Annotated in this window: 17 protein-coding genes and 1 pseudogene; 5 read left to right on the top strand and 13 right to left on the bottom strand. The window is 61.0% G+C overall.

Going from position 1 to position 20,005, the window contains the following annotated elements; all coding sequences use genetic code 11:
• Positions 1-81 precede the first annotated feature (81 nt).
• Positions 82-1,317 carry an MFS transporter gene (locus ACYQ14_RS15085; RefSeq protein ID WP_459889223.1) on the top strand — a complete coding sequence of 412 codons (1,236 nt, stop codon included), beginning with the start codon at positions 82-84 and terminating at the stop codon, positions 1,315-1,317.
• Between the two features lie 117 nt (positions 1,318-1,434).
• Here ACYQ14_RS15085 and ACYQ14_RS15080 read toward each other — a convergent pair whose 3' ends face one another.
• Together ACYQ14_RS15080 and ACYQ14_RS15075 are read right to left on the bottom strand one after the other, a co-directional pair.
• On the bottom strand, positions 1,435-2,397 hold the full coding sequence (locus ACYQ14_RS15080; protein WP_459889222.1) for an EamA family transporter: 963 nt from the start codon (positions 2,395-2,397) through the stop codon (positions 1,435-1,437).
• A gap of 178 nt (positions 2,398-2,575) precedes the next feature.
• Positions 2,576-4,510: a beta-CASP ribonuclease aCPSF1 gene (locus ACYQ14_RS15075; RefSeq protein ID WP_459889221.1), complete on the bottom strand. Its 1,935-nt coding sequence runs from the start codon at positions 4,508-4,510 to the stop codon at positions 2,576-2,578.
• Between the two features lie 322 nt (positions 4,511-4,832).
• Here ACYQ14_RS15075 and ACYQ14_RS15070 point away from each other — a divergent pair, with 322 nt between their 5' ends.
• Entirely contained in the window at positions 4,833-5,321 is a 489-nt protein-coding gene (locus ACYQ14_RS15070) for a DUF7984 family protein (RefSeq protein WP_459889220.1), read from the top strand.
• A 166-nt stretch (positions 5,322-5,487) separates the two neighbouring features.
• Here the strand turns inward: ACYQ14_RS15070 and ACYQ14_RS15065 are convergent, their stop codons facing one another.
• Complete coding sequence (locus ACYQ14_RS15065) at positions 5,488-6,081, bottom strand: hypothetical protein (protein ID WP_459889219.1); 594 nt, start codon at positions 6,079-6,081, stop codon at positions 5,488-5,490.
• A gap of 161 nt (positions 6,082-6,242) precedes the next feature.
• On the opposite strand from ACYQ14_RS15065, the gene nucS reads away from it, so the two are divergent.
• Positions 6,243-6,959, top strand: a complete 717-nt coding sequence (gene nucS / locus ACYQ14_RS15060) for an endonuclease NucS (protein ID WP_459890085.1) — start codon at positions 6,243-6,245, stop codon at positions 6,957-6,959.
• 385 nt (positions 6,960-7,344) lie between these two features.
• On the opposite strand, the gene ACYQ14_RS15055 is transcribed toward nucS, so the two are convergent.
• The gene (locus ACYQ14_RS15055; protein WP_459889218.1) at positions 7,345-7,713 is read right to left on the bottom strand and encodes a 4a-hydroxytetrahydrobiopterin dehydratase; all 369 of its coding nucleotides are present in this window, start codon (positions 7,711-7,713) and stop codon (positions 7,345-7,347) included.
• Positions 7,714-7,843: 130 nt separating this feature from the next.
• On the opposite strand from ACYQ14_RS15055, the gene ACYQ14_RS15050 reads away from it, so the two are divergent.
• Positions 7,844-9,802, top strand: a complete 1,959-nt coding sequence (locus tag ACYQ14_RS15050; RefSeq protein ID WP_459889217.1) for an ATP-binding protein — start codon at positions 7,844-7,846, stop codon at positions 9,800-9,802.
• A gap of 1 nt (position 9,803) precedes the next feature.
• Here ACYQ14_RS15050 and mutS read toward each other — a convergent pair whose 3' ends face one another.
• From mutS to ACYQ14_RS15005, 9 genes and pseudogenes are all read right to left on the bottom strand, one after another.
• The gene (mutS, locus tag ACYQ14_RS15045; RefSeq protein WP_459889216.1) at positions 9,804-12,611 is read right to left on the bottom strand and encodes a DNA mismatch repair protein MutS; all 2,808 of its coding nucleotides are present in this window, start codon (positions 12,609-12,611) and stop codon (positions 9,804-9,806) included.
• Between the two features lie 95 nt (positions 12,612-12,706).
• Entirely contained in the window at positions 12,707-12,934 is a 228-nt protein-coding gene (locus tag ACYQ14_RS15040; protein WP_459889215.1) for a hypothetical protein, read from the bottom strand.
• Between the two features lie 121 nt (positions 12,935-13,055).
• Complete coding sequence (locus ACYQ14_RS15035) at positions 13,056-14,513, bottom strand: DNA polymerase Y family protein (protein WP_459889214.1); 1,458 nt, start codon at positions 14,511-14,513, stop codon at positions 13,056-13,058.
• Between the two features lie 70 nt (positions 14,514-14,583).
• Positions 14,584-14,865, bottom strand: coding sequence for a hypothetical protein (locus ACYQ14_RS15030; RefSeq protein ID WP_459889213.1), 282 nt, complete (start codon positions 14,863-14,865; stop codon positions 14,584-14,586).
• A 239-nt stretch (positions 14,866-15,104) separates the two neighbouring features.
• Positions 15,105-15,506 carry an HVO_A0114 family putative DNA-binding protein gene (locus ACYQ14_RS15025; RefSeq protein ID WP_459889212.1) on the bottom strand — a complete coding sequence of 134 codons (402 nt, stop codon included), beginning with the start codon at positions 15,504-15,506 and terminating at the stop codon, positions 15,105-15,107.
• Positions 15,507-15,558: 52 nt separating this feature from the next.
• Positions 15,559-15,854: pseudogene (locus ACYQ14_RS15020) on the bottom strand (toxin-antitoxin system TumE family protein).
• A gap of 158 nt (positions 15,855-16,012) precedes the next feature.
• Complete coding sequence (locus ACYQ14_RS15015; protein WP_459889211.1) at positions 16,013-17,497, bottom strand: RtcB family protein; 1,485 nt, start codon at positions 17,495-17,497, stop codon at positions 16,013-16,015.
• Positions 17,498-17,591: 94 nt separating this feature from the next.
• A complete protein-coding gene (locus ACYQ14_RS15010) occupies positions 17,592-18,689 on the bottom strand; it encodes a DoxX family protein (RefSeq protein ID WP_459889210.1) in 1,098 nt (365 codons plus the stop codon).
• Positions 18,690-18,777: 88 nt separating this feature from the next.
• Positions 18,778-19,233 carry an archease gene (locus ACYQ14_RS15005; RefSeq protein WP_283835109.1) on the bottom strand — a complete coding sequence of 152 codons (456 nt, stop codon included), beginning with the start codon at positions 19,231-19,233 and terminating at the stop codon, positions 18,778-18,780.
• 196 nt (positions 19,234-19,429) lie between these two features.
• Between ACYQ14_RS15005 and ACYQ14_RS15000 the strand changes: the two genes are divergently transcribed.
• Entirely contained in the window at positions 19,430-19,906 is a 477-nt protein-coding gene (locus ACYQ14_RS15000) for a GNAT family N-acetyltransferase (RefSeq protein ID WP_283835108.1), read from the top strand.
• The last annotated feature ends 99 nt before the right edge of the window (positions 19,907-20,005 follow it).

Here is a 20,005-nt window from a genome sequence, read left to right as displayed (position 1 = left end):
GTTGTTCAGATAGTATCCGACGAACGATAAACGACATAATGAACAAAAGGTTGATATCTTTGTATAGGATTCTCGGCAGTAGTGAGTACCACAAACCTCGTGCAGGGACGGGACTGGGACGGCCTCAACCCGGTGGTCGTACTCGTCGTTCTCCTCGCACTGACGTGGTTCGTTCTCAGTATATACAGAGTTACGTTTTCGGTTGCAATCCCGGACGCTACCGAGCTAACGAGCGTGACCTATACGGGGGCGACGTTCCTGTTCGGTGCGCTGTTCGTCGGGTACGCAGTTAGCCAGTTCCCTGCAGGCAGTCTCGCAGATAGGCTCGGTGTTCGGACGATTTTGCTCGGTGGAGCGACGATAGCCTGTATCGCGCTCGCCTCCCTCTCCGTAGCGGGTAGCTACGTGCACGTGTTCACCGCGTTGTTTCTCGTCGGCGTCGGACTCGGAAGTTTCCGGTCCGTGAGCCAGGTCGCTATTTCGACCTACACTTCGGAAGCGAACGAAGGGAAAGCACTCGGTCTGCTCACTGCGGCCGAACCGTTTAGCTACGTCATCGGACCAGCGCTCGTCGCCCTATTGATCGAACGAACTAGTCTCTTTACGATGCCGCTATTTCTTGCGCTCGCACCGATACCGTTCGTCGCATTGCTGTACTCGAGTACGAGCGGCCACCATCGTCCGGAAGAGACGACCGTGGAGACGCCGTCGGTTCGGACCGGGCTCGCCACGGTCCGGGAGCATCTCCACACGCGAACGACACTGTTGGTGATCGGATTCGGAGCCGCGTTTTCCACGACCACCAACGCATTGATCGCGATTCTCCCGTGGTATATCATCGATACGACGGGACTGTCACTAACGACGGGGAACCTCTATGCCGGCGTGGTATTCGGCGTCGGTGCGATATCTGCGGTGGTCGGCGGCGTCCTTCGCGATCGAATCGGTGCCTGTCCGATCCTGCTGGCCGGATTCGGCGGCGCGATGCTCGCGATTCCGCTGTTGGGAATTGGATCGAGTCTCGGCTGGATTCTGGTCGTGCTCGGCGCGTTCAGTCTCTCCTTGAACGGTATTCTTCCCGCTCGAGATCGCGTCATCAACGCACACGCGAGAGCGTGCTCGAGCTCCGAAACCGGGGCGATTATCGGCGGGCTCCGATCGTGCTATTACCTCGGGGGCGGGATCGGAGCCGTCGTCGTCGGGTTAACGTTCGCCCAGCTCGGTCGACTCGTCGGATTCGGCTTCCTCTCGACGGTGCTTCTGCTCGGGGGCGTCTGTTCGGGACTGTTGTGGTACACAACGGGAGATCGGCACTAACTGGGCGTTCGATGAACCGTTCGCGAAGGGAGGACTCCGGATCCGTCGCCCCGGAAAGCGAACCCGGATCTGTCGCCCTCGGAGAATGGACTCGGGTCTGCGGGTTCTGTCCCGTCTTCACCCCGATCCAAACTGAATCAACACACAACCCACGAGTATCACCACTGACGCCGTCCCTTTCTGGAACAGCGTAAACGGGTCGAACTGCTCGGTGAGCAACTGAGGTGTTAGCTTGCTCAGCGATAGCGATCCGATGAAGACGAGCATCACGTCGAGTTTGGTGATCGCCGTCGCGAGCGAGACCGGTCCGGTCTCGAGCGCACGAACGAACGTCAACAGCGCAACGGCGTTAAGCAGGCCGCCGACGACCAGCAGGGTGGTCCCCCTCGAGAGCCGCCAGGATAGCACGTCGCTCAAGCCCGCGGTCGGCCGAAACCGCGCTCCCTCGCGAAACGGCGCAATCGCGAGAACGGAGACCAGTCCGCCGACGCTGATCCAGAAGAGGATTTCGAGCGTCCCGAACTCGGTCGTGAGGACTTTTATTCCCGTGTTGAGGACGGCGAAGGCGGCCGCGGCGGCCACCGCGACGCCGATCGTCGACGGGCCCACGGTTCCCCGAAGTGATCCGCCGCCGTGCTCGTAGGAGATAAACAACGCGCCGAAAACCACGAGCAGGACGCCCCCGTAGACGCCCGCCGGAAACGACTCCTCGAGGAGCAAGAAGCCGAGTGCGAGCACGAAGATCGTTTCGATAGCTAATGCCGGAACGAACCGCGAGACGTCGCCGCTGACGAGCCCCAAGTAGTAGATCCCGTAGCCGACCGTCGAGACGACGCCGAACGCGAGCGCCGTGAGCACCGCAGAAACCGGCGTCGGGTCGGTCACAGCGATACCCGAAATCGTCGTTGGCTCGAGTGCCAACCCGGCGACGACGTAGACGGCGTAGAACGGGACACAGGAGTAGATCGTCAACGTGATCGGGTCGTCGATCTCGGTTCCGCTAACGACTTTTGCCAGCAGCGCGATCCCGGCGTAGACGACCGCAGTCAATAGCGCGTAGACGAACCAGATCGGTATCACTCAGCATTCAGCCTCCGGCCACTCACAATAGTTCACGGAGATGATATTACCTCGATGCAGAAAACTCGCTTGGATTCAATTCGGGGTCGCGACTCGGAGGAGAGTGGAGTCGGTTGCGGCGTGAATCTGAACCGGGTCGAAAACAACTGCAGGCAGCGCCGAAACTGTGACTCTAGACCTAGAGGAAGCGGAACGTCTCGAGGTTCTTCGGCGCGAACGTGCGCATATTGTAATCGTGATAGAGCGCGGAGGACAGATCCTGCGTCGAGCGTTCGTCACCGTGGACACAAAGGACCTTCTCCGGGCGCGGGTTCATCGTATCGACGAAGTTCATCAGGCCTTCGCGGTCGGCGTGACCGGAGAAGCCATCGACAGTTTCGACTTCCATGTTGAGCGAGAGCGTGCCGCGACTGTTTCCGTCGCCCATCGCACCGACTTCGCTGGTCGGAATCTCGTCCCAGCCGTTCTGGATGCGTCGACCGAGCGTACCCTGCGCCTGATAGCCGACGAAGACGAGCGACGAATCCGGATCCGGGCCGAGGTGGCTCAGCCAGGACATGATCGGGCCGCCGGTGACCATCCCGGACGTCGAGAGGATAATACAGGGGTCGCCGTCCGCGACGTCCTGACGTTCCTCTTCGCCGCCGTCGATGTGGTTGAACTCCTCGGCGAGGAACGGATTCTCGTCGTCGTGGAAGATCCGGTCTCGGAGATCGTCGCGGAGGTATTCGGGATAGGTCGTGTGGATCGCCGTTGCCTCCCAGATCATCCCGTCGAGGTGAACCGGCATGCGCGGGATATCTCCCTCGCGCATCGCCTTTTCCAGAACGAGCATGATCTCTTGAGAACGACCGACAGCGAACGCCGGGATGAGGATCTTCCCGTCGCGATCCGCCGCCTCGTTGATGACTTCCTTGAGTCTCTCCTCGGAGTCGCGCTGGTCGGTCTGGTAATCGTTCCGGCCCCCATAGGTCGACTCGAGAACTAGCGTCTCGACCCGCGGGAAGTCGTTCGTCGCGCCGTTGAACAGGCGCGTGTCGTCGTAGTGAATGTCGCCCGAAAACGCGACGTTGTAGAGGCCATCGCCGATGTGGAAGTGGGAAACGGCCGAACCGAGAATGTGGCCCGCGTTGTGGAACGTGAGTTTGACGTCCGGCGCGATGTCGGTGACATCGCCGTACTCGAGCGGAATGCAGTGTTTGATCGCCTCGCGAACCATCTCGGATTCGTACGGCGGCGTCCGGCCTTCCTTCGCGGCGACGTCGAGATAGTCGAGCGTGAGCAGTCCCATCAGGTCTCGGGTCGGCTCGGTACAGTAAATCGGGCCGTCGTAGCCGTACTTGAACAGGAGTGGGATCAGCGCGGAGTGGTCGAGGTGGGCGTGGGTCAGCACGACCGCATCGATCGTCTGTGGGCCGGCTCCGAGGGCTTCGGGCGCGTGGAGGTACGGCACTTCGCCTTCGGCACCGGGTTTGTCACCGCAGTCGATCAGGATGCGCGTCTCGGGCGTCGAGAGGATAAAGGACGCTCGTCCGACCTCGCGACAGCATCCGAGCGTAGTGATCCGGACATACTCGTCGTCGGACATCTCCTCGCGGTGGATCTGTCTGCCGACGCGTTCGAGAACGTCCCGGCGCTCGTCGCGTTCTTGCTTGAGGAAGTTCCGAACGTTTGAGACCGTCGATGACTCGATCGGCGGCGTGCGAACGACCTCCGGGGTCCAGCCGACGTTTTTCGTGATGTCACGAAGCGTCGAGCCGTGGCGACCGATCACCATGCCGGGTTTCTGGGCTTCGATAACGACCTCGCCCGTGTCCGCGTGGAAATCGAGGTCGGTAACCCCCGCTTCTTCGGGGATGACGCTCATGATCTCCTCGCGAGCCTCTTCGGGTCTCGAGAGGACGCTCGGATCGGGCCGAACGGTGATGCGTTTTCGAAGTTTACTTGCGAGTTGTCGAATGAGGTCGCCTTTCTGAGCGAACTTCTTCGGGTCGCGCGTATAGACTACCAGTTCGGGGCCTTCGTATTTCACCGAGGAGACCGAGATATCTGCCGGTAACTCGCTCGTGATCTGTTCTTCCAAATCGTCGAGTTGCTGCTCTACAGTGCTCATAATCGCCGAATGTGGATTGCGTGAACGGCCGACGGAAAGCGGGGAGCCAGGGCGGTGTGCGAACCCGAGAACGTCGCGTTCGTACCGAATCCGTTGATGATATCGAAGTACCGCCCCAAACGGGGGCTGTTATCCGTAGCATCTCACGAAGTCGATAGATATCTCGGGTACAGCGTCCGTCTTCGTACTGGAGTACGCTCCCAGATCGGTTATCCTGGTCCGTGCGGGAAGATTCCAGGGAGAACCCGCTTACCCGAGGCTATTCCGTGCGCGGTATAAAAGCCTTCGCAAAGATGAGGGCGATTCGCCACGAATCGACGGTATGCGACTCACACCGAACCGCGTCGCCGACGAAAGAGACTGGGTAGCAGGACAGGCAAAGACTGTCGTGCCGACAATTAACGACGTTCGAGACGATCTCGGGGAACTCTTCGAGACCGAGGTCGATCACGTCACCGAGACACAGTATCAAACGGAAGTTGACGCGGTTTTCGCCGACGGCGACCTCGCCGTAAACGTCGCGGCGCTGGTCACCATCCTACGCGACCTCGACGTGGAGGGCGATTACCCTGGCTTCGTCGTCGATGAACTGCTCGGGCGCGAACTGGCGGCGACGATTTCGGGCACTCAGCCCCTCCGCACGCTCGGCGAAGCCACGTTTCACTACGCAGACGTCCACGTCCACGGCTCGAGCGACGAAAACGCGGGCGTCGACGACCTCGAGGCGGCGCTAACTGCGGGATTTCAGGAACGAATTCCGGGCTGGGAGTGGACCGAGCGCGACAGTCCGTTCGCCGTCGACTCCGCGTGAGAGAAGGATCGTGATGGTCGCCAGGAACTGAGACGGGAGACGGCGGCGGGAGGCCGTCCTCGTGCTGGGGAGTAGTCACAGTCGACTTGAGGGGAGTCGTTCGAACGACCGCCTTTACACGAAGTACAGGAGAAATCCCACGACTGTAGTCGTGTGGGTGAATCCGTCACTCGTCGCTTTCGTCGCCGTCCTCAGGTTCGTCGTCCCCGCTGTCTTCATCGTCTCCGTCCGATTCGCCATCCCCGTCGTCTTCGCTGTCCTCGTCTCCATCGTCGTCTTCGCTGTCCTCGTCTCCATCGTCGTCTTCACCGCCCTCGAGGTCTTCCTCGGTCGGCGGCTCCTGTTGCCCGCCCTGATTCTGTGCTAAGAGGATCTCGTACGCACCGCCGTCGTACAACGTAAAGACGTTCCCGTTCACGAGGCCGTCGAGAATCGCTTCGGGCGCGCCGTCGATCAGAAAGAGACCGATATCTTCTGATGACTCTTCGATGGTTATCGTAGAGTCGTCGACTCGAGATTCGAACCCTTCGACGGCTTCTTCGAAGAGTTCGCGTTCTTGCTGGATGAGCTCTTCCTGGCTCATCTCTTCGTCTATCGCGGCCTCGAACTCCTCTTGGGACGGCTGGACGATCGCCGTAACGTATCCGTCGCCCTCCTCGTCGCTTCCGATCGAAAACGCGTCAGAACAACCGGCGATGGACGCCGTAAGACCCGTTCCAGTGAGTTGGAGAAACCGACGACGGTTCTGATCGGCTGGCATAAGTACTAGCTCGCGGGTCCAAATCCGTATAAGCGTTCTCCATCGACGAAACACACATCGGCCTGATCCACACTCTCGTTCGAGCCACACTCGTGTCGAGTTGTTTTTGTCCGATTGGACGCTATCTGAGTACAGTGACCGCCTCCGATCACACAGTCCCGATGACGCTCGAGCAGCCCGCTTTCGAGACCGCGTGCGAGACGATCTCGGACGGCATCGCTCGAGACGCCCTCGTGACTATCTTCGGTCGGTGTACCGTCGAGTACGACGGCCGAGCCTCGAGCCGACTCGACGCCGGGGATCGACACGTCATGTGCAAACCCGACGGAACGATGCTGGTCCACACCGACGAAGGCCAGCAGCCGGTCAACTGGCAGCCGCCGGGCTGTACGCACGAGGTGTTCTGCGAGAGCGAGGAGCTACGGCTCGAGAGTTACCGATCGACGCCCGAAGAGCGGCTTCTGGTCGCGTTCGAGAGCGTGCTTCAGGTGTCGGTGTTCCCTGTCTCCGACTCGAGTGAACTCACGCTCGTTGGCACCGAGGAGGACCTCCGAGAGCGAATCCTCGAGGATCCGGGCCTGCTTGAGCCCGGCTTTCGACCGCTGGCGACCGAGCGCGATACGCCCGCGGGTGCGATCGACATCTACGGCGAGGACTCGGTCGGGCGCGCGGTCGTCGTGGAACTCAAACGACGCAGGGTCGGCCCCGACGCCGTGAGCCAGTTGCGACGCTACGTCGATGCGCTCGAGCGTGATTTACATGCCGACGCCTCGATCCGGGGCGTTCTGGTCGCTCCGTCGGTGACCGATCGAGCCGAGGGGTTGCTCGGCGAGCACGGCCTCGAGTTCGTCTCGCTCGAGCCGACGAGTACTGCGTGACGTTCTACCAGTACAATCCTCGACCGATGTACCGAATCGTCGGGGGCTCAGGAAGTATACCACGTCTCGCCGGCAACACGGATTTCCACACTCTCCCCGACCGATTCGTTCAGTCGCTTCGTTCCTTCCCTCATCCATTAGAAGACGCTTCGTGACTTCCAAGCCAGTCGGTCACGAGGTAATCGAAGACCTCGCAAAATGTTGAATCGCGATCGCCAGTGGCTCGCGGATCGCTTCTCCCGCTCGCATAGCTCACCGCGATACGGCGCGCGCCACTGCATGTTGTTTGTTCGAACGGTACAATGATTTCTACGTGGTCCCTCCCAGTTCCAAAATACAAACAGAAAAATTGGGCGACTAAATCGAACGGAACGCCGCTACGAAATTACTCGTCGTCGGAGTCATCGGTCGGCGCGTACTCCTCGTGGATCCGATCCATCCGCGCGGCCATCACGAAGTCGGTCTTGTGGAGGCCGTCGATCTTGTGCGTCCACATCTCGACGACCACTTCGCCCCACGAGAGTTCGATATCTGGATGGTGCCACTCCTCCTCGGCGAGTTCACCGATATCGTAGGTAAACTCGAGGGCGTCGCGAAAGTCTTCGAGTTCGTACGTTCCCTCGAGGTGGTGTTCGTCGACAACTGTCCAGACATCGGTGTCTATCCGACCGTACAGTTCCTCGATTCCCTCGCCGGTGAGTGGGTCGTCGTCGCTGGTACAGGCAACACACTCCTCTTCTGCGAGTTTGGACATGCAAGGTCGTACGAACCGAAGGTGGAAAACTCGTTTGCACAGCTACTCTTCCATCAAACGGTAAGTGCAGCCGAGTCGAGGACTCAGCAACAAAAGGGTTTACACGTCCCTCGCTGTTAGCTGTTTCAGAATGGGTTCGACTTCCGAAGCAGATGCTGAACTTCACGATCGAATTCACCAACAGGAAGTGGTTGTCGAACTCGGACAACAAGCCCTCGAGACCGACGAACTCGACCGACTATTACAGGACGCGACGAATGTCGTCGCCGAAACGCTCGACGCGGAGTACTGCAAGGTCCTCGAGTTGCGTCCGGGAGGAACCGAACTCCTGTTGCGCCACGGGGTCGGTTGGGAGGAGGGACTCGTCGGCACCGCGACGGTACCGACGGAAACCGGTTCGCAGGCCGGGTATACGCTTCGGACCGACGAACCGGTCATCGTGGATGACCTCTCTACTGACAAACGGTTTTCCGGACCCGACTTGCTCGTCAACCACGACGTCGTCAGCGGGATGAGCGTCATCATCGGTTCATCCGACGACCCGTGGGGAGTGCTGGGGGTATATACGACGGAGCGGCGAGCGTTCACCGAACACGATAGTAACTTCGTCCGAAACGTTTCGAACATTCTCACCTCGACAATCGACAACAGGGAGACCGAACAACGACTCGAAACGGAAAAGTGGATCAGAGAGCAACTCGTCGAGACCAGTCCGGTGGGAATCGTCGTCGTCGGTGCTGATGGAACCCTCCAATTCGCTAACGAGCGCGCGGAGGAAATCTACGGTCGGGGTCGAGAAGAACTCGAGGCGTACTCCCACGATGATTCTCGCTGGGATCTCGTCGATACGCACGGAAAGCCGCTCTCGGAGGACGAAACTCCCTTCGAGCAGGTACTGACGACAGGAAAATCGATCTTCGATATGGAACTCGGGTTGCGCCAACCCGACGGGCAACGCGTCTGGATATCCGTCAACGGCTCGCCGTTGCGAATTGACGACGACGGAAGCGCCGTTTTCGCCTTTACCGACATCACCGAACAAAAGCGCCTCGAGACCGAGTTCACGGAAATGTTAGGGCGGGTATCCGACGCGTTCTACGCTCTCGACGACGAGTTTCGCTTCACTCACGTCAACGAACGCGCCGAAGAACTCCTCCAGCACTCGGAGGAGGAACTGCTCGGCGAGATCCTCTGGGACGTGTTCCCCTCCGCGGCCGAAATCGACGAGGTCTGGGACGCCTTCCAGACGGCGCGAGACGAGCAGGTGCCGACCAGTTACGAACTCTATTACGATACGCTCGAGTTCTGGGTCGAAGCGAATCTCTACCCGTCCGAGACCGGGATTTCGGTCTACTTCCGAGATATCAGCGACCAGGTCCGACGTGAACGGGCGCTCAAGCGGTCGAACGAACGCCTCGAGCAGTTCGCGTACTCCGCTTCTCACGACCTCCAGGAGCCGTTACGAATGGTCTCGAGTTACCTACAGTTGATCGAGCACCGGTACCGAGACGTACTCGACGAGGACGGCGAGGAGTTCCTCGAGTTCGCCGTCGACGGGGCCGAACGGATGCGCGCGATGATACAAAGTTTACTCGAGTACTCGAGGATCGAAACCCGGGGCGAACCGCTCGAAGACATCGATTTCGAACGCGTTACCGAGGACGTCCTCGACGATCTCCAGCTCCAGATCGAGGACAACGATGCCGAGATCAGCGTCGGCGAGTTACCTCGAATCAAGGGCGATCCCGGACAGTTGCGCCAGCTCCTCCAGAACCTCCTGTCGAACGCGATTCAGTACAGCGGCGACGAGCCGCCGCGGGTTCGCATCTCCGCGGAACGGTCTGATTCGATGTGGACCATTTCCGTCGCGGACGAGGGGATCGGAATCGATCCCGACGAGACGAACCGTATCTTCGAGGTGTTCGAACGGTTGCACAGCCGCAAGGAACACGCGGGCACCGGAATCGGACTTGCACTCGCCCAACGCATCGTCGAGCGCCACGGCGGCGAAATATGGGCCGACTCCGAACCCGGTGAAGGGGCTACTTTCTCGTTTACGCTTCCCGCTGTCGAAGCGCCCGATCGGTAGGTTACTCCTCGAGGAGCCGTTTCAGTCGGTCCAGTTCGGTCAGCGCTTGCACGGGGGTAAGATGGGCGAGGTCGAGTTCTCGGAGTTCCGCCGCGAGTTCGTCGGAACCGTCCCCGTTCGCTGACTCGAGGGCCGATGCCGCCTCGGACCGGGCGTTGGCCGAGTGTTCGCCGCCATCCGTGGTCGCCGTCGCGGCGGGTTCGGACGTTCCGGATCCAGCCTCGAGGTCGGGGGACCCATCAACGCTGTCGGTTGCTCCGTCAGCGTCGGTGTCCTCGTCGGCCTCCGCTTTCGCAACGAGTTCCCTCGAGCGTTCGACCACGTCCGCTGGGACGCCCGCTGCGGTCGCGACCTCGACGCCGTAGGAGCCGTCGGCCGCACCGGGGGCGATGTCGTGGTGGAAGACGACCTCGTCGTCCTCCTGGCTCGTCTCGAAGTGGAGCGTGAACGCGGCCTCAAGGTCGTCGGCGAGTTCGGTCAGTGGATGGTGGTGAGTCGCAAACAGCGTCGTCGCGCCGACCTCGTCGTGGACGTGTTCGGTGATTGCCTGCGCGATGGCGAGTCCGTCGGCCGTCGAGGTGCCGCGGCCGACTTCGTCGAGGAGAACGAGCGAGCGCTCGTCGGCCTCCTCGAGGATCGTCGCGAGTTCGTCCATCTCGACCATGAACGTCGAGCGCCCGCCAGCGATGTCGTCGCTCGCGCCGACGCGGGTGAAGATCCGCTCGAGCGGCGTGAGCCGAACGGATCGCGCGGGGACGAAGCTCCCGACCTGCGCGAGCAAGGCGATCTGGGCGACCTGACGCATGTACGTCGACTTGCCGGACATGTTCGGCCCCGTGATGATCCCGAGTCGTCGCTCGCTCGAGAAGCGAGCCTCGTTCGGGACGAACGACTCCTGTGTGCGCTCGACGACCGGGTGTCTCCCCCCTTCGATGTCGAGCACCTGATCGTCGCCTCGCTCGAGGAGTTCCGGCCGACAGTAGTCGTACTGGGCCGCGACGGTCGCGAGCGAGACGAGCGCATCGAGGGTCGCGACGGCCTCCGCGAGCCCCTGAACGCGTTCAACCTCGTTCGCGATGTCCCGCCGGATCTCGCAGAACAGTTCGTACTCGCGCTCGTCCGCGCGCTCTTCCGCGCCGACGATCTCGTCCTCCCGTTGCTTGAGTTCCGGCGTGACGAACCGCTCAGAGTTCTTCAGCGTCTGTCGTCGCTGGTAGTTCTCTGGCACCGCCTCGAGGTTCGGGTTCGTGACCTCGATGTAGTAGCCGTGAACCGAGTTGTAACCGACCGACAGCGAATCGATCCCGGTCCGTTCGCGTTCGGATTCTTCGAGGTCGTCGATCCACTGCTTCCCATCTCGAGCGGTATCCCGAAGCTGATCGAGGTCCTCGTCGTATCCTTCGGCGATGACCCCACCTTCGGTGATCTCGATCGGCGGATCGGCGACGATGCCGTTCTCGATCAGCGTTCGAACGTCGGCGAGCGGATCGAGGTTCTCCTGCAGTGTCTGTAGCCGATCACAGTCCGCCTCGGCGGCCTCGAGCCGGTCGCGGATTTCCGGGACCACTGCGAGTGTGTCCCGAAGCGAACGCAGATCCCGCGCATTGGCCCGCTCTCGGGAGATCCGTCCGATGAGTCGCTCGAGGTCGTAGACGTCCCGAAGCAGATCCTGGAGTTCCTCTCTGGTCTGGACCGCACCGGTCAGCTCCTCGACTGCGTCAAGGCGAGCCTCGATCTGGGCCGGCTCGAGCAGCGGTCGCCGAAGCCAATCTCGAAGTTTCCGCCCGCCGAGGGCGCTCGAGGTCTCGTTGAGGACGCCGAACAGCGTGGCTTCGTCCCTGCCGTAGACGGCTCTGGGTTCGAACAACTCGAGGCTCCGGAGCGCGACGGCGTCGAGTAGGAGGTACTCCCGCGGATCGTACCGCGTGAGGTGGGTGAGGTACTCGAGGCGCGTCGTTGCGCTTCCGTTCTCGAGCATCCGCGTGGTCGCATCCTGACTCGATCCGTCCGTGGATCTCGTTTCTCCCGTATCGGCCGGTTCATCCTCTTCGACGCCGCCTCGAGCGTACTCCGCGTAGGCGAGCAGTGCTCCACAGGCCCGAACTTCGGCGTCACCGGCGAGCAACGAATCCGGATCGCCGAAATACTCCGAAAGTATCTCCGCGGCGCGTTCGCGTCCGAACGCCGATTCGTCGAAGGGAGTGACCATACAGTCGTCCGGCGTGAGCGTCCCGTCGACCGCCGGACCGACGATGGCTTCGGCGGGATCGAACCGGCTGATCTCGTCCGCGATGGCGTCGCTCGAGGTCGAACCCGTCGCGAGGAAATCCCCCGTCGAGACATCGAGGAGGGCGAGTCCGATGGTATCTTCGTCTCGAGCGAGCGCGGCGACGAAGTTGTTGTCGTCGCTCGCGAGCAGTTCGTCCTCGGTGAGCGTCCCGGGCGTGATAACCCGCGTGACGGCGCGTTCGACCACGCCGGGAGACTCTCCGGGCTCTTCGACTTGATCCGCAACGGCGACGCGGTAGCCAGCCTCGAGCAGTTCGTCGATGTAGGAGGCCGCGTTGTCGACCGGAACGCCGGTCATCGGGTACTCTCCCGTCGAATCCTCGCGACTCGTGAGCGTCAACTCGAGGAGGCGGGCGGTTCGCTCGGCGGCACCGCAGAACGTTTCGTAGAAATCGCCGACCTGAAAGAGCACGATGGCGTCGTCATAGCGCGCACAGAGGTCGTGATACTGGCCCATCATGGGCGTCAACTCCTCGCGCTGTTCGGCCATTTCCGGTGGCGGGCCACAGGCCGAGTTCATACCCAATACCGGCCCCCGGACGCTGAAATAGCTTGCTGGATTCGATCGCACAGCACCTGCGTTATATCGGCCGCCAGCTGGAGAATCGAGGACGACTACGAGCCGTCAGCGGACGATTCTTTTGTCGCGAACACGTAATAGAAAAACGCGCTGACGCCGCCCCACCACAGCCCCCTCGAGAGGAAGTAGGACATCGTTCCGTCGGTCCCGGGCGGTGCTCCGAGGGTAAATCCGACCGCCGGAACAAGAACGAGCGCCCCGACTAGAATCGCGAGGGCCTTGAGCAGGGGACCTGCCTGCGGAGTCCACGTTCGGGCGTTCATTACAAACGTGTTTCACAGCCAACAGCAAAGGGTTTGTGAAGAACGGTCATCGACCGACGCCGGACTCGCGACGAAAGCGCACTCGCCGGGTCGCGGTTCGGTACCTCCTGTCGCCGACCTGCTATCGCGAACCAAAATCGCTGAGCGACGACTGTCCCGACGGCAGGCCGTCGGATTCCGACGAGGACTCGAGGGTGTCATCCGATCCGTCCGGTTCATCGTCCGCTTGCCACTCATCAGTAATCGCCGTCGGCTCGCTTGAGTGCTCGAGTCCAGATTCGTCGTCATCCGAGTTGTCGTTCCCCGATTCGGTCGTCCCACCGCTCTCCACGTCATCCCATCCGTCCAGACTCGCCTGGTCGGCCCCCGTGAACTCGAGGTTCGCGACGCGAACGCCGAGCTTTCGAACCGGCTCGGTCTCGAACTCGGCGAACAGGTCTCGTGCGATCCGCTCGACGAGTTCCGGGTCGTCGACGGGTCCGGAAAGCGACCGCTCGCGCGTATTCACTTCGAACGGGGGGAAAACCGCTTTCACCCCGACGGTTCGGTAGAGAGCGCCCTCTCGAGTCGCCCGGTCCGCGACCGCAGTCGCGAGCGTCTCGATCAACTCGTACTTCGGCTCCGGGTCCTCGACCGCCTCGGCGAACGCCGACTCTCGAGAGAAGCTCTTGGGTTCGCCGCGGGGTTCGACGCGTCGGTCGTCCTCGCCCCGCGCTCGGTCGTAGAGTTCGCGACCGCGCTCGCCGAAGCGCTCCTCGAGTGGCTCCGGATCGGCGGCCGCCACATCACCGGCCGTCTCGAGGCCCATACCGCGAAGCTCGCGAGCCGTCACGGGGCCGACGCCGTGGAGCAACTCGACCTCGAGCGGTGCCAGGAACGACTCGACCTCGCCGGGGCGAACGACGGTCAGCCCGTCGGGTTTGTCGAAGTCGCTAGCGATCTTGGCGGCGCTCATCGTCGGCGCGACGCCGATGCTGACGGTGACGCCGACCTCGCGTTCGATGCGTCCCTTAACGTGACGGGCGAAGCCGTCGGCGACTTCCCAGGCGGTTCTGTCGGTCACGTCGAGGTAGGCTTCGTCGATGCTCACCTCGCGGACCACGTCGGCACAATCGTGGAGGATCTCCCGAACTTCCGAGGCGACGGACTCGTAGTAGTCCATGTCGACCGACCGGTAGTAGCCGGTATCTTCGACGTCGAGATCCGCCGCCGCACTCGAGTCGGAGTCACCGTCAGCAGCGCCATCCATATCCGCCGCCGCACTCGAGTCGCCATCGCCATCCGAACCCGCATCCGACTCGTCCTCGAGCAATGCCCGCCGCGGAAGCTTCTCGAGTGCGGTCGAGATCGCCTGTGCACTTTCGACGCCGAACTCGCGTGCCTCGTAGCTCGCGGTCGCAACGGCACCGATGGTCTCGCCGGCTTCGTAGCCCATCCCGACGACGATGGGTTCGCCCTCGAGTTTCGGCTCTTTGAGCCGCTCGCAGGACGCATAAAAGCAATCCGCGTCGACGTGAAGGACGATTCTATCCTCCTCGTCGACGGTTTCGACCCCCGGTAGCCGCGGCCCGTCGTTCATCCGTTATCAGTCGGTTCGTCTGTGCGGTTGTGAACGTTCCGACCGGTCGCCTGTCAACGGGTAGACGCTCTTAGCTCCGAACGTCGTCGAGTTTGTCTTTGGCTTTCTCGAGCGTTGACTCGAACGTCTCCTCGATCTCTTCGACGGAGCGTTCGACGTAGTGAACCCGCCCGTGGGGGACCCGGCGAACCGTGTCGTTACCGTCCTCGTCGGTTCCGTAGGCGAACAGCCAGTGGTCCTGAAAGTACGCGATACGATCGTTGTCGACGGTGACGGATTCCTGTCCGTCTTCGGGCGTCTCGTAGACGATCGTCGCCGTTCCGACCTCCGTGGAACTGTGTTGGTCTGGCATGGACCGTCGTACATCGGTTGGTAACGTAGTCACCCGCCCGGCGACTGCGCGTACAAAAATTAGTTGGCAAAGAGGTTCGCGAGTCCGTACGGTGTCGGCTCAAAACTCGACACCATTGGGTAGCGACTGGTACTCATACTGTCGGCTGTAAGTCGTTCACAACTCTCGTCGCCCCGGGGGTACGAGAATCTTCACATAATTACAGCAACAGCATCAAAGACGGAATTGTTAGCGGTCACTCAAGCGTTCGCTTTGTCTTGGCTACCGCCCCGTCTGGTAAGCGGAAGATCGACATCGATCTCGTCGTACCAGACGACTGGTCGTTTCGAGCGCCCCTCTTGTTCGAGCTCAACCAGTCCGTAATCCGCGAGTTCGTTGACATTATCGAGGACCTCCGGCGGATGTCGATCAACGGCGCGTGCAAGTTCGCGAATGCTCTCGGGCTGGTGCTCGACGATTGCTTCGAGCAACTCGAGATTCGTCGCCCGAAACACTCTCCCGAACGTCTCGAGGTTCTCGATCGAGAGCGTAGGCTCGCCGGACTCGACATCCTCGTCAGCGTCGATCGCGGCGAGCGTCTCTTCGAGACCGCGACGGTCCGTGGATGACGAGTCGATCTGAACGTGAAGTGTTTGCGTCATGGTGTATCAGTGTGAGTTTCTGAAGTCGGATGAGATCTCCGGGTCGGGTAATTTACCAATCAACTCGCTTCTTCGGCGGGAGTGTACACGCCAAACGCGATAGAGTGTAGCCAATCCAACGAACTCGATCTCGAACGTGGTCGGACCCAAGTGGAGTTCGTGGGGACCGTGATGGTTGTCGAATCGGATGACGGGATCGTCAGCACCGGCTTTGCCGTAGTGAAATGCGTATTTGTTACCTTCTTCGAACCGATCGGATTTGGGAACGGAGAGTACGCGGACCCGTGCAACGGTTCCATCAGCATATGCCTCAATTTCATCTTCGAGCACGGTAACATCGTCGCCCATCCTCATATGTTAGTATGATCCCTACCACAATAACTGTAAGGGTGAACCCTAACAGCACGAGTGAAGACTGCCCCGATAGATCTGCAAAAAGGGGTTCAGTTCGATGAAACCGAACGGTACAGTTGCGTACGAGCGTTCAGACGAGTCTCGAGCCGAATCTACCCCTTGATATTACACACCGGGAACGTCCGCGCGACCTTGTCCCCGATCCCGAGTTCGTCCGAAACCTCGACGACCTCGTCGACGTCCTTGTAGACGCCCGGCGCTTCCTCGGCGATGGTGGCTCCAGACTGGGCCTTCACATAGATCTGCTCCTGATCCTCGAGTTCCTGCTGTACGTCGCCGCCCCAGTAGTCGTTTTTCGCCTGCGTGCGGCTCATCAGGCGTCCCGCGCCGTGGGCCGTCGAACCGAAGGTGAGATCCATCGAGGCTTCGCCGCCACGGAGGACGTAGCTTCCCGCGCCCATGCTTCCGGGGATGATCACCGGCTGACCGACGTCGCGGTAGGCCGCGGGCACTTCGGGATGGCCCTTCGGGAACGCTCGAGTCGCCCCCTTGCGGTGGACGTAGAGTTCTCGTTCCTCCCGAGCGTCGCTCCCGTCTCCTGCCGACCCGACGGTGTGGGTCTCTTTTTTCGCGATATTGTGGGCCACGTCGTAGAGCAGGTCCATCTCCATCTCCTCCCAGGAGCGCTCGAAGACGCGCTCGAAGACCTTCCGGGTGCGGTGCATGATCAACTGGCGGTTGACCCACGCAAAGTTGATCGCGGCGTTCATCGCGCCGTAATAGTCCTCGGCGAGTTGGGATCCGGCGGGTGCCGCCGCCAGCTCTTTGTCCGGCAACTGCTCGAGCATTCCCTGATGTTGCTGTTCGATCTTTCGCAGGTAGTCGTTGCACGTCTGGTGACCGAGCCCTCGAGAGCCACAGTGGATCAGGACGACGATCTGGTCTTCGGAGAGTCCGAACGCCTCGCCGACCTCGTCATCGAAGACATCGGTGACGCGCTGGACCTCGAGGAAGTGGTTCCCCGATCCGAGCGAGCCGATCTGATTCTTCCCGCGGTCTTTGGCCTTCTGGGAAACCTTCGATGGATCCGCTCCCTCGCGCATCCCCTCGTCCTCGCAGTGGAGCAGATCCTCCTCGACGGCGTGGCCGTTCTCGAGCGCCCAGTCGACGCCGCGAGCGAGAATTTCCTCGACGTCGTCGATTCCCGATTCAACGATGCCGCCGCCGCCGAGCCCCGATGGAACGTTCGCAAAGAGCGAGTCGACGAGTTCCTCCTCCCGGCCCTTGACCTCCTCGTAGGTCAGGTTCGTCCGCATCATGCGGACGCCGCAATTGATGTCGTAGCCGACGGCTCCCGGCGAGATACAGCCGTCTTCGGCGTCGAGCGCGCCGACGCCGCCGACGGGGAAGCCATAGCCCTGATGGCCGTCGGGCATACAGATCGCGTAGTCGGTCATCCCTGGCAGGTGCGTCGCGTTCTGTAACTGCTCTAAGGTCTTGTCCTGGCTGATCTCCTCAAGGAGCGCTTCGCTCGCGAGGACCCGCGCGGGCGTTCTCATCTCGCCCTCTGTCTTTACTTCCCAGACGTACTCTCGAATCTGCTCGAGCGTAACGCCGTCCGCATCGAACGTAGTCATACCCGAAAATCGGACGCCGACGGTGAAAGGTGTTCGTCTCTTTGGCCGCCGAATAGCACCTGTCGATCAGTTATGCGGTTCCCGATGCGACGCGCTACTGGTTCGCAACGGGAGCCGCCTCCTCGAGTTCTTCTTCGACCCGTTCGGTGCGATTGTCGAGCGCGTACGGACCGCTACCGGTGATAAGCAAGACCGAGGCCATCCCGAACAGAGCCACGTGGGCGAGGACGGGATCGTCCGGCAGCGCGAACAGCGTGAGCGTAAATATCCCGATCGCCGTCGCCGCACTGGCTCGGGTGAACAGCCCGAGAATAAGGGCGGTTCCGAGCGCGATCTCGGCGAGTCCGGCACCCATAACCCAGAGCTCGGGCGCGACCGGGACGACCGCCGTGAGATCGTACTGATCGACGACCTCAAGAGCCAGTCTGGGCCGGAGGATCTTCTGTGTCGCACCGAGATAGATGAACGTCGTCCCGAGGCCGAATCGAACGACCGTCGGAAGATACCGTCTGTAGGGAGCCGTTCGGTCCTGAAACGACCGTGCGCTATCGTAGATCGGATCGAACCGCCCGTAGACGGTCCCCGGAGTGCCGGCAACTCGCTGGAGAACGTGATCGGCACTCGGCTTCCCGCTCCCGATCAACGCGATGGCGAGCAGGCCGCCGACGAACTCGAGTTGTAAGAGAAGCGTCGGCCAGATTACCACTCCGGCGAGATAGACCGCCAACGTTGCAAGCGCAACGACTCGAGTTGCGAACCCGAACAACAACAAAAAGCCGAGCCCGACCTGCAGAATCCGAAGCTCGACCTCGAGGGCGGGGCTAATGAAGTAGCCGCCGAAACCGGCACCGATCAATGGGATGCCAAAGGAGATCCGCAACAGCCACGGGACGTACTCGACGTACTCGTCCATCGCGTGACTGAACGCGCCGATATCCCGCTGGAACGGCTGGAACCAGAGGTAGAGAGTTACGATGCCGAAAACGACGAGTCCGCCGGCCAGCAACGGGCCGACGACCATCGGATCGGTGAGCGCATCGGCGAGAAATTCGTCGACCGGAACGTCCTGCTCCCCGTCGACGACATACTCCTCGTGAGCACTGACCGAACCGACCGTCGCGCCGAACCAGCAGGCGGCAATTGCGAGCCAGACACCGATCCGGCTCGGTCGAACGTCGGATTTTCGAAACATACCTAGTGATACGAGGACGGCGGTAAAAACGACGTGGCTACGATCTACTTTTCGCGGCCGTCCAACCCGGTAACGGGGCACCTAACACTCAAACGTCGAACACGACGTACGCCTCCCAGCCGTCGTCGGTCTCCTCGAGGCGCATCTCCGAGTACGTGACCGCTTTGATCTCTCGTGCGGTGATTTCGGATAACGGAACGCCGCGTGCAGTGGCCTCGATCGAATAGGCTGTCTCGTCAGCCGAGTCGTCTTTGGTTCGCGATTCACCGAGTTCGGCAATTTCGAGTTTCTCGACCCGATTATCGACGGGAAGCTCGAGGCGAACGTCGCGGAGGTAGATCAGTTCATCGATGTAATCGAAAAGCAGCGCCTCGAGATTCTCCGCACTCACCGTGAGCGAGAACCGGTCTCCGCCAGTTTGGGGGATGTCCTCGGTCGAGGCCGCGGCGAGTCCGTCCGCGACTGCGCCGAAAACCGACTCGAGACTGTCCCCGGTTGCCCCAACCGCGATATCGGCAGTGTGTTCTCGGAGTTCGAAACCCATCGGTTCCCGGTTTATCGGCGAGGACCGTATGGCCGTCGGTTCCACGACCCGGACACATTCGATTTAGCATGCCGATTGCCCGGTCGCCAACAGTTCGAAAATCGCCTTCTCAGCCGAAAACATCAAAGGTATGATATCCGCTCCACGAGTTCGCATGCCGGTGGAATTATATTGACGAGACTGTTAGAAGACAGCAGTGAGCGTCAATATCGACAGTCGCGTCGTCACCTCGGGCAGTGACGATTATGTCGACGAAGCCTGGCAACTCAAAGAGGAGATCAACGACCGTGTTGGTGTCCTCAAACAGCGACATAGTTTCTTCACCGACGCTTATCGCCGCTCGACCGTTCACATCTATCTGCAAGACGAGGAACTGATCGGCTTTGCGGCCGTTCGACGGGACGGCTACATTCTCTTTCTGGCGGTCTCGCCCGACTATCAGGGCGAAGGGATCGGCAAGCGTCTCGTCGCACGCGTCGCAGAGGAGTACGACACGATCACCTGTCACGCTCGAACGACTAACGAGGATGCGCTTCGATTCTACGAACACCTTGGCTTCGAGATCAACCGTCGGATCGACAACTACTACGAAGACGGCGGCGACGCCTATTACCTCAAACTCGGCTCGAGCAGCGGTATTACGGACAAGATTTCCGAACTGATGCGCCGGTAGCCGCGAACGGTCGCATATCAGTTGTTTTCCACCGCTCGAGTCACACTCTTCGCTATAAACGCACCAGCTACAATCTTCTCGATATTATCGCACAACCGT

The sequence above is a fragment of the Halostagnicola bangensis genome (genome assembly GCF_054653435.1).
Note: the sequence above shows the minus strand (reverse complement) of the source record. Positions and strands in the feature narration are given on the sequence as shown.

Excerpts from the sequence above, each read along its gene's own strand:
- ACYQ14_RS15075 (WP_459889221.1), bottom strand. The coding sequence starts at position 4,510 with ATGAGCACTGTAGAGCAGCAACTCGACGATTTGGAAGAACAGATCACG.
- ACYQ14_RS15070 (WP_459889220.1), top strand. The coding sequence starts at position 4,833 with ATGCGACTCACACCGAACCGCGTCGCCGACGAAAGAGACTGGGTAGCA.
- ACYQ14_RS15065 (WP_459889219.1), bottom strand. The coding sequence starts at position 6,081 with ATGCCAGCCGATCAGAACCGTCGTCGGTTTCTCCAACTCACTGGAACG.
- nucS (WP_459890085.1), top strand. The coding sequence starts at position 6,243 with ATGACGCTCGAGCAGCCCGCTTTCGAGACCGCGTGCGAGACGATCTCG.
- ACYQ14_RS15055 (WP_459889218.1), bottom strand. The coding sequence starts at position 7,713 with ATGTCCAAACTCGCAGAAGAGGAGTGTGTTGCCTGTACCAGCGACGAC.
- ACYQ14_RS15050 (WP_459889217.1), top strand. The coding sequence starts at position 7,844 with ATGGGTTCGACTTCCGAAGCAGATGCTGAACTTCACGATCGAATTCAC.
- mutS (WP_459889216.1), bottom strand. The coding sequence starts at position 12,611 with ATGAACTCGGCCTGTGGCCCGCCACCGGAAATGGCCGAACAGCGCGAG.
- ACYQ14_RS15040 (WP_459889215.1), bottom strand. The coding sequence starts at position 12,934 with ATGAACGCCCGAACGTGGACTCCGCAGGCAGGTCCCCTGCTCAAGGCC.
- ACYQ14_RS15035 (WP_459889214.1), bottom strand. The coding sequence starts at position 14,513 with ATGAACGACGGGCCGCGGCTACCGGGGGTCGAAACCGTCGACGAGGAG.
- ACYQ14_RS15030 (WP_459889213.1), bottom strand. The coding sequence starts at position 14,865 with ATGCCAGACCAACACAGTTCCACGGAGGTCGGAACGGCGACGATCGTC.
- ACYQ14_RS15025 (WP_459889212.1), bottom strand. The coding sequence starts at position 15,506 with ATGACGCAAACACTTCACGTTCAGATCGACTCGTCATCCACGGACCGT.
- ACYQ14_RS15015 (WP_459889211.1), bottom strand. The coding sequence starts at position 17,497 with ATGACTACGTTCGATGCGGACGGCGTTACGCTCGAGCAGATTCGAGAG.
- ACYQ14_RS15010 (WP_459889210.1), bottom strand. The coding sequence starts at position 18,689 with ATGTTTCGAAAATCCGACGTTCGACCGAGCCGGATCGGTGTCTGGCTC.
- ACYQ14_RS15005 (WP_283835109.1), bottom strand. The coding sequence starts at position 19,233 with ATGGGTTTCGAACTCCGAGAACACACTGCCGATATCGCGGTTGGGGCA.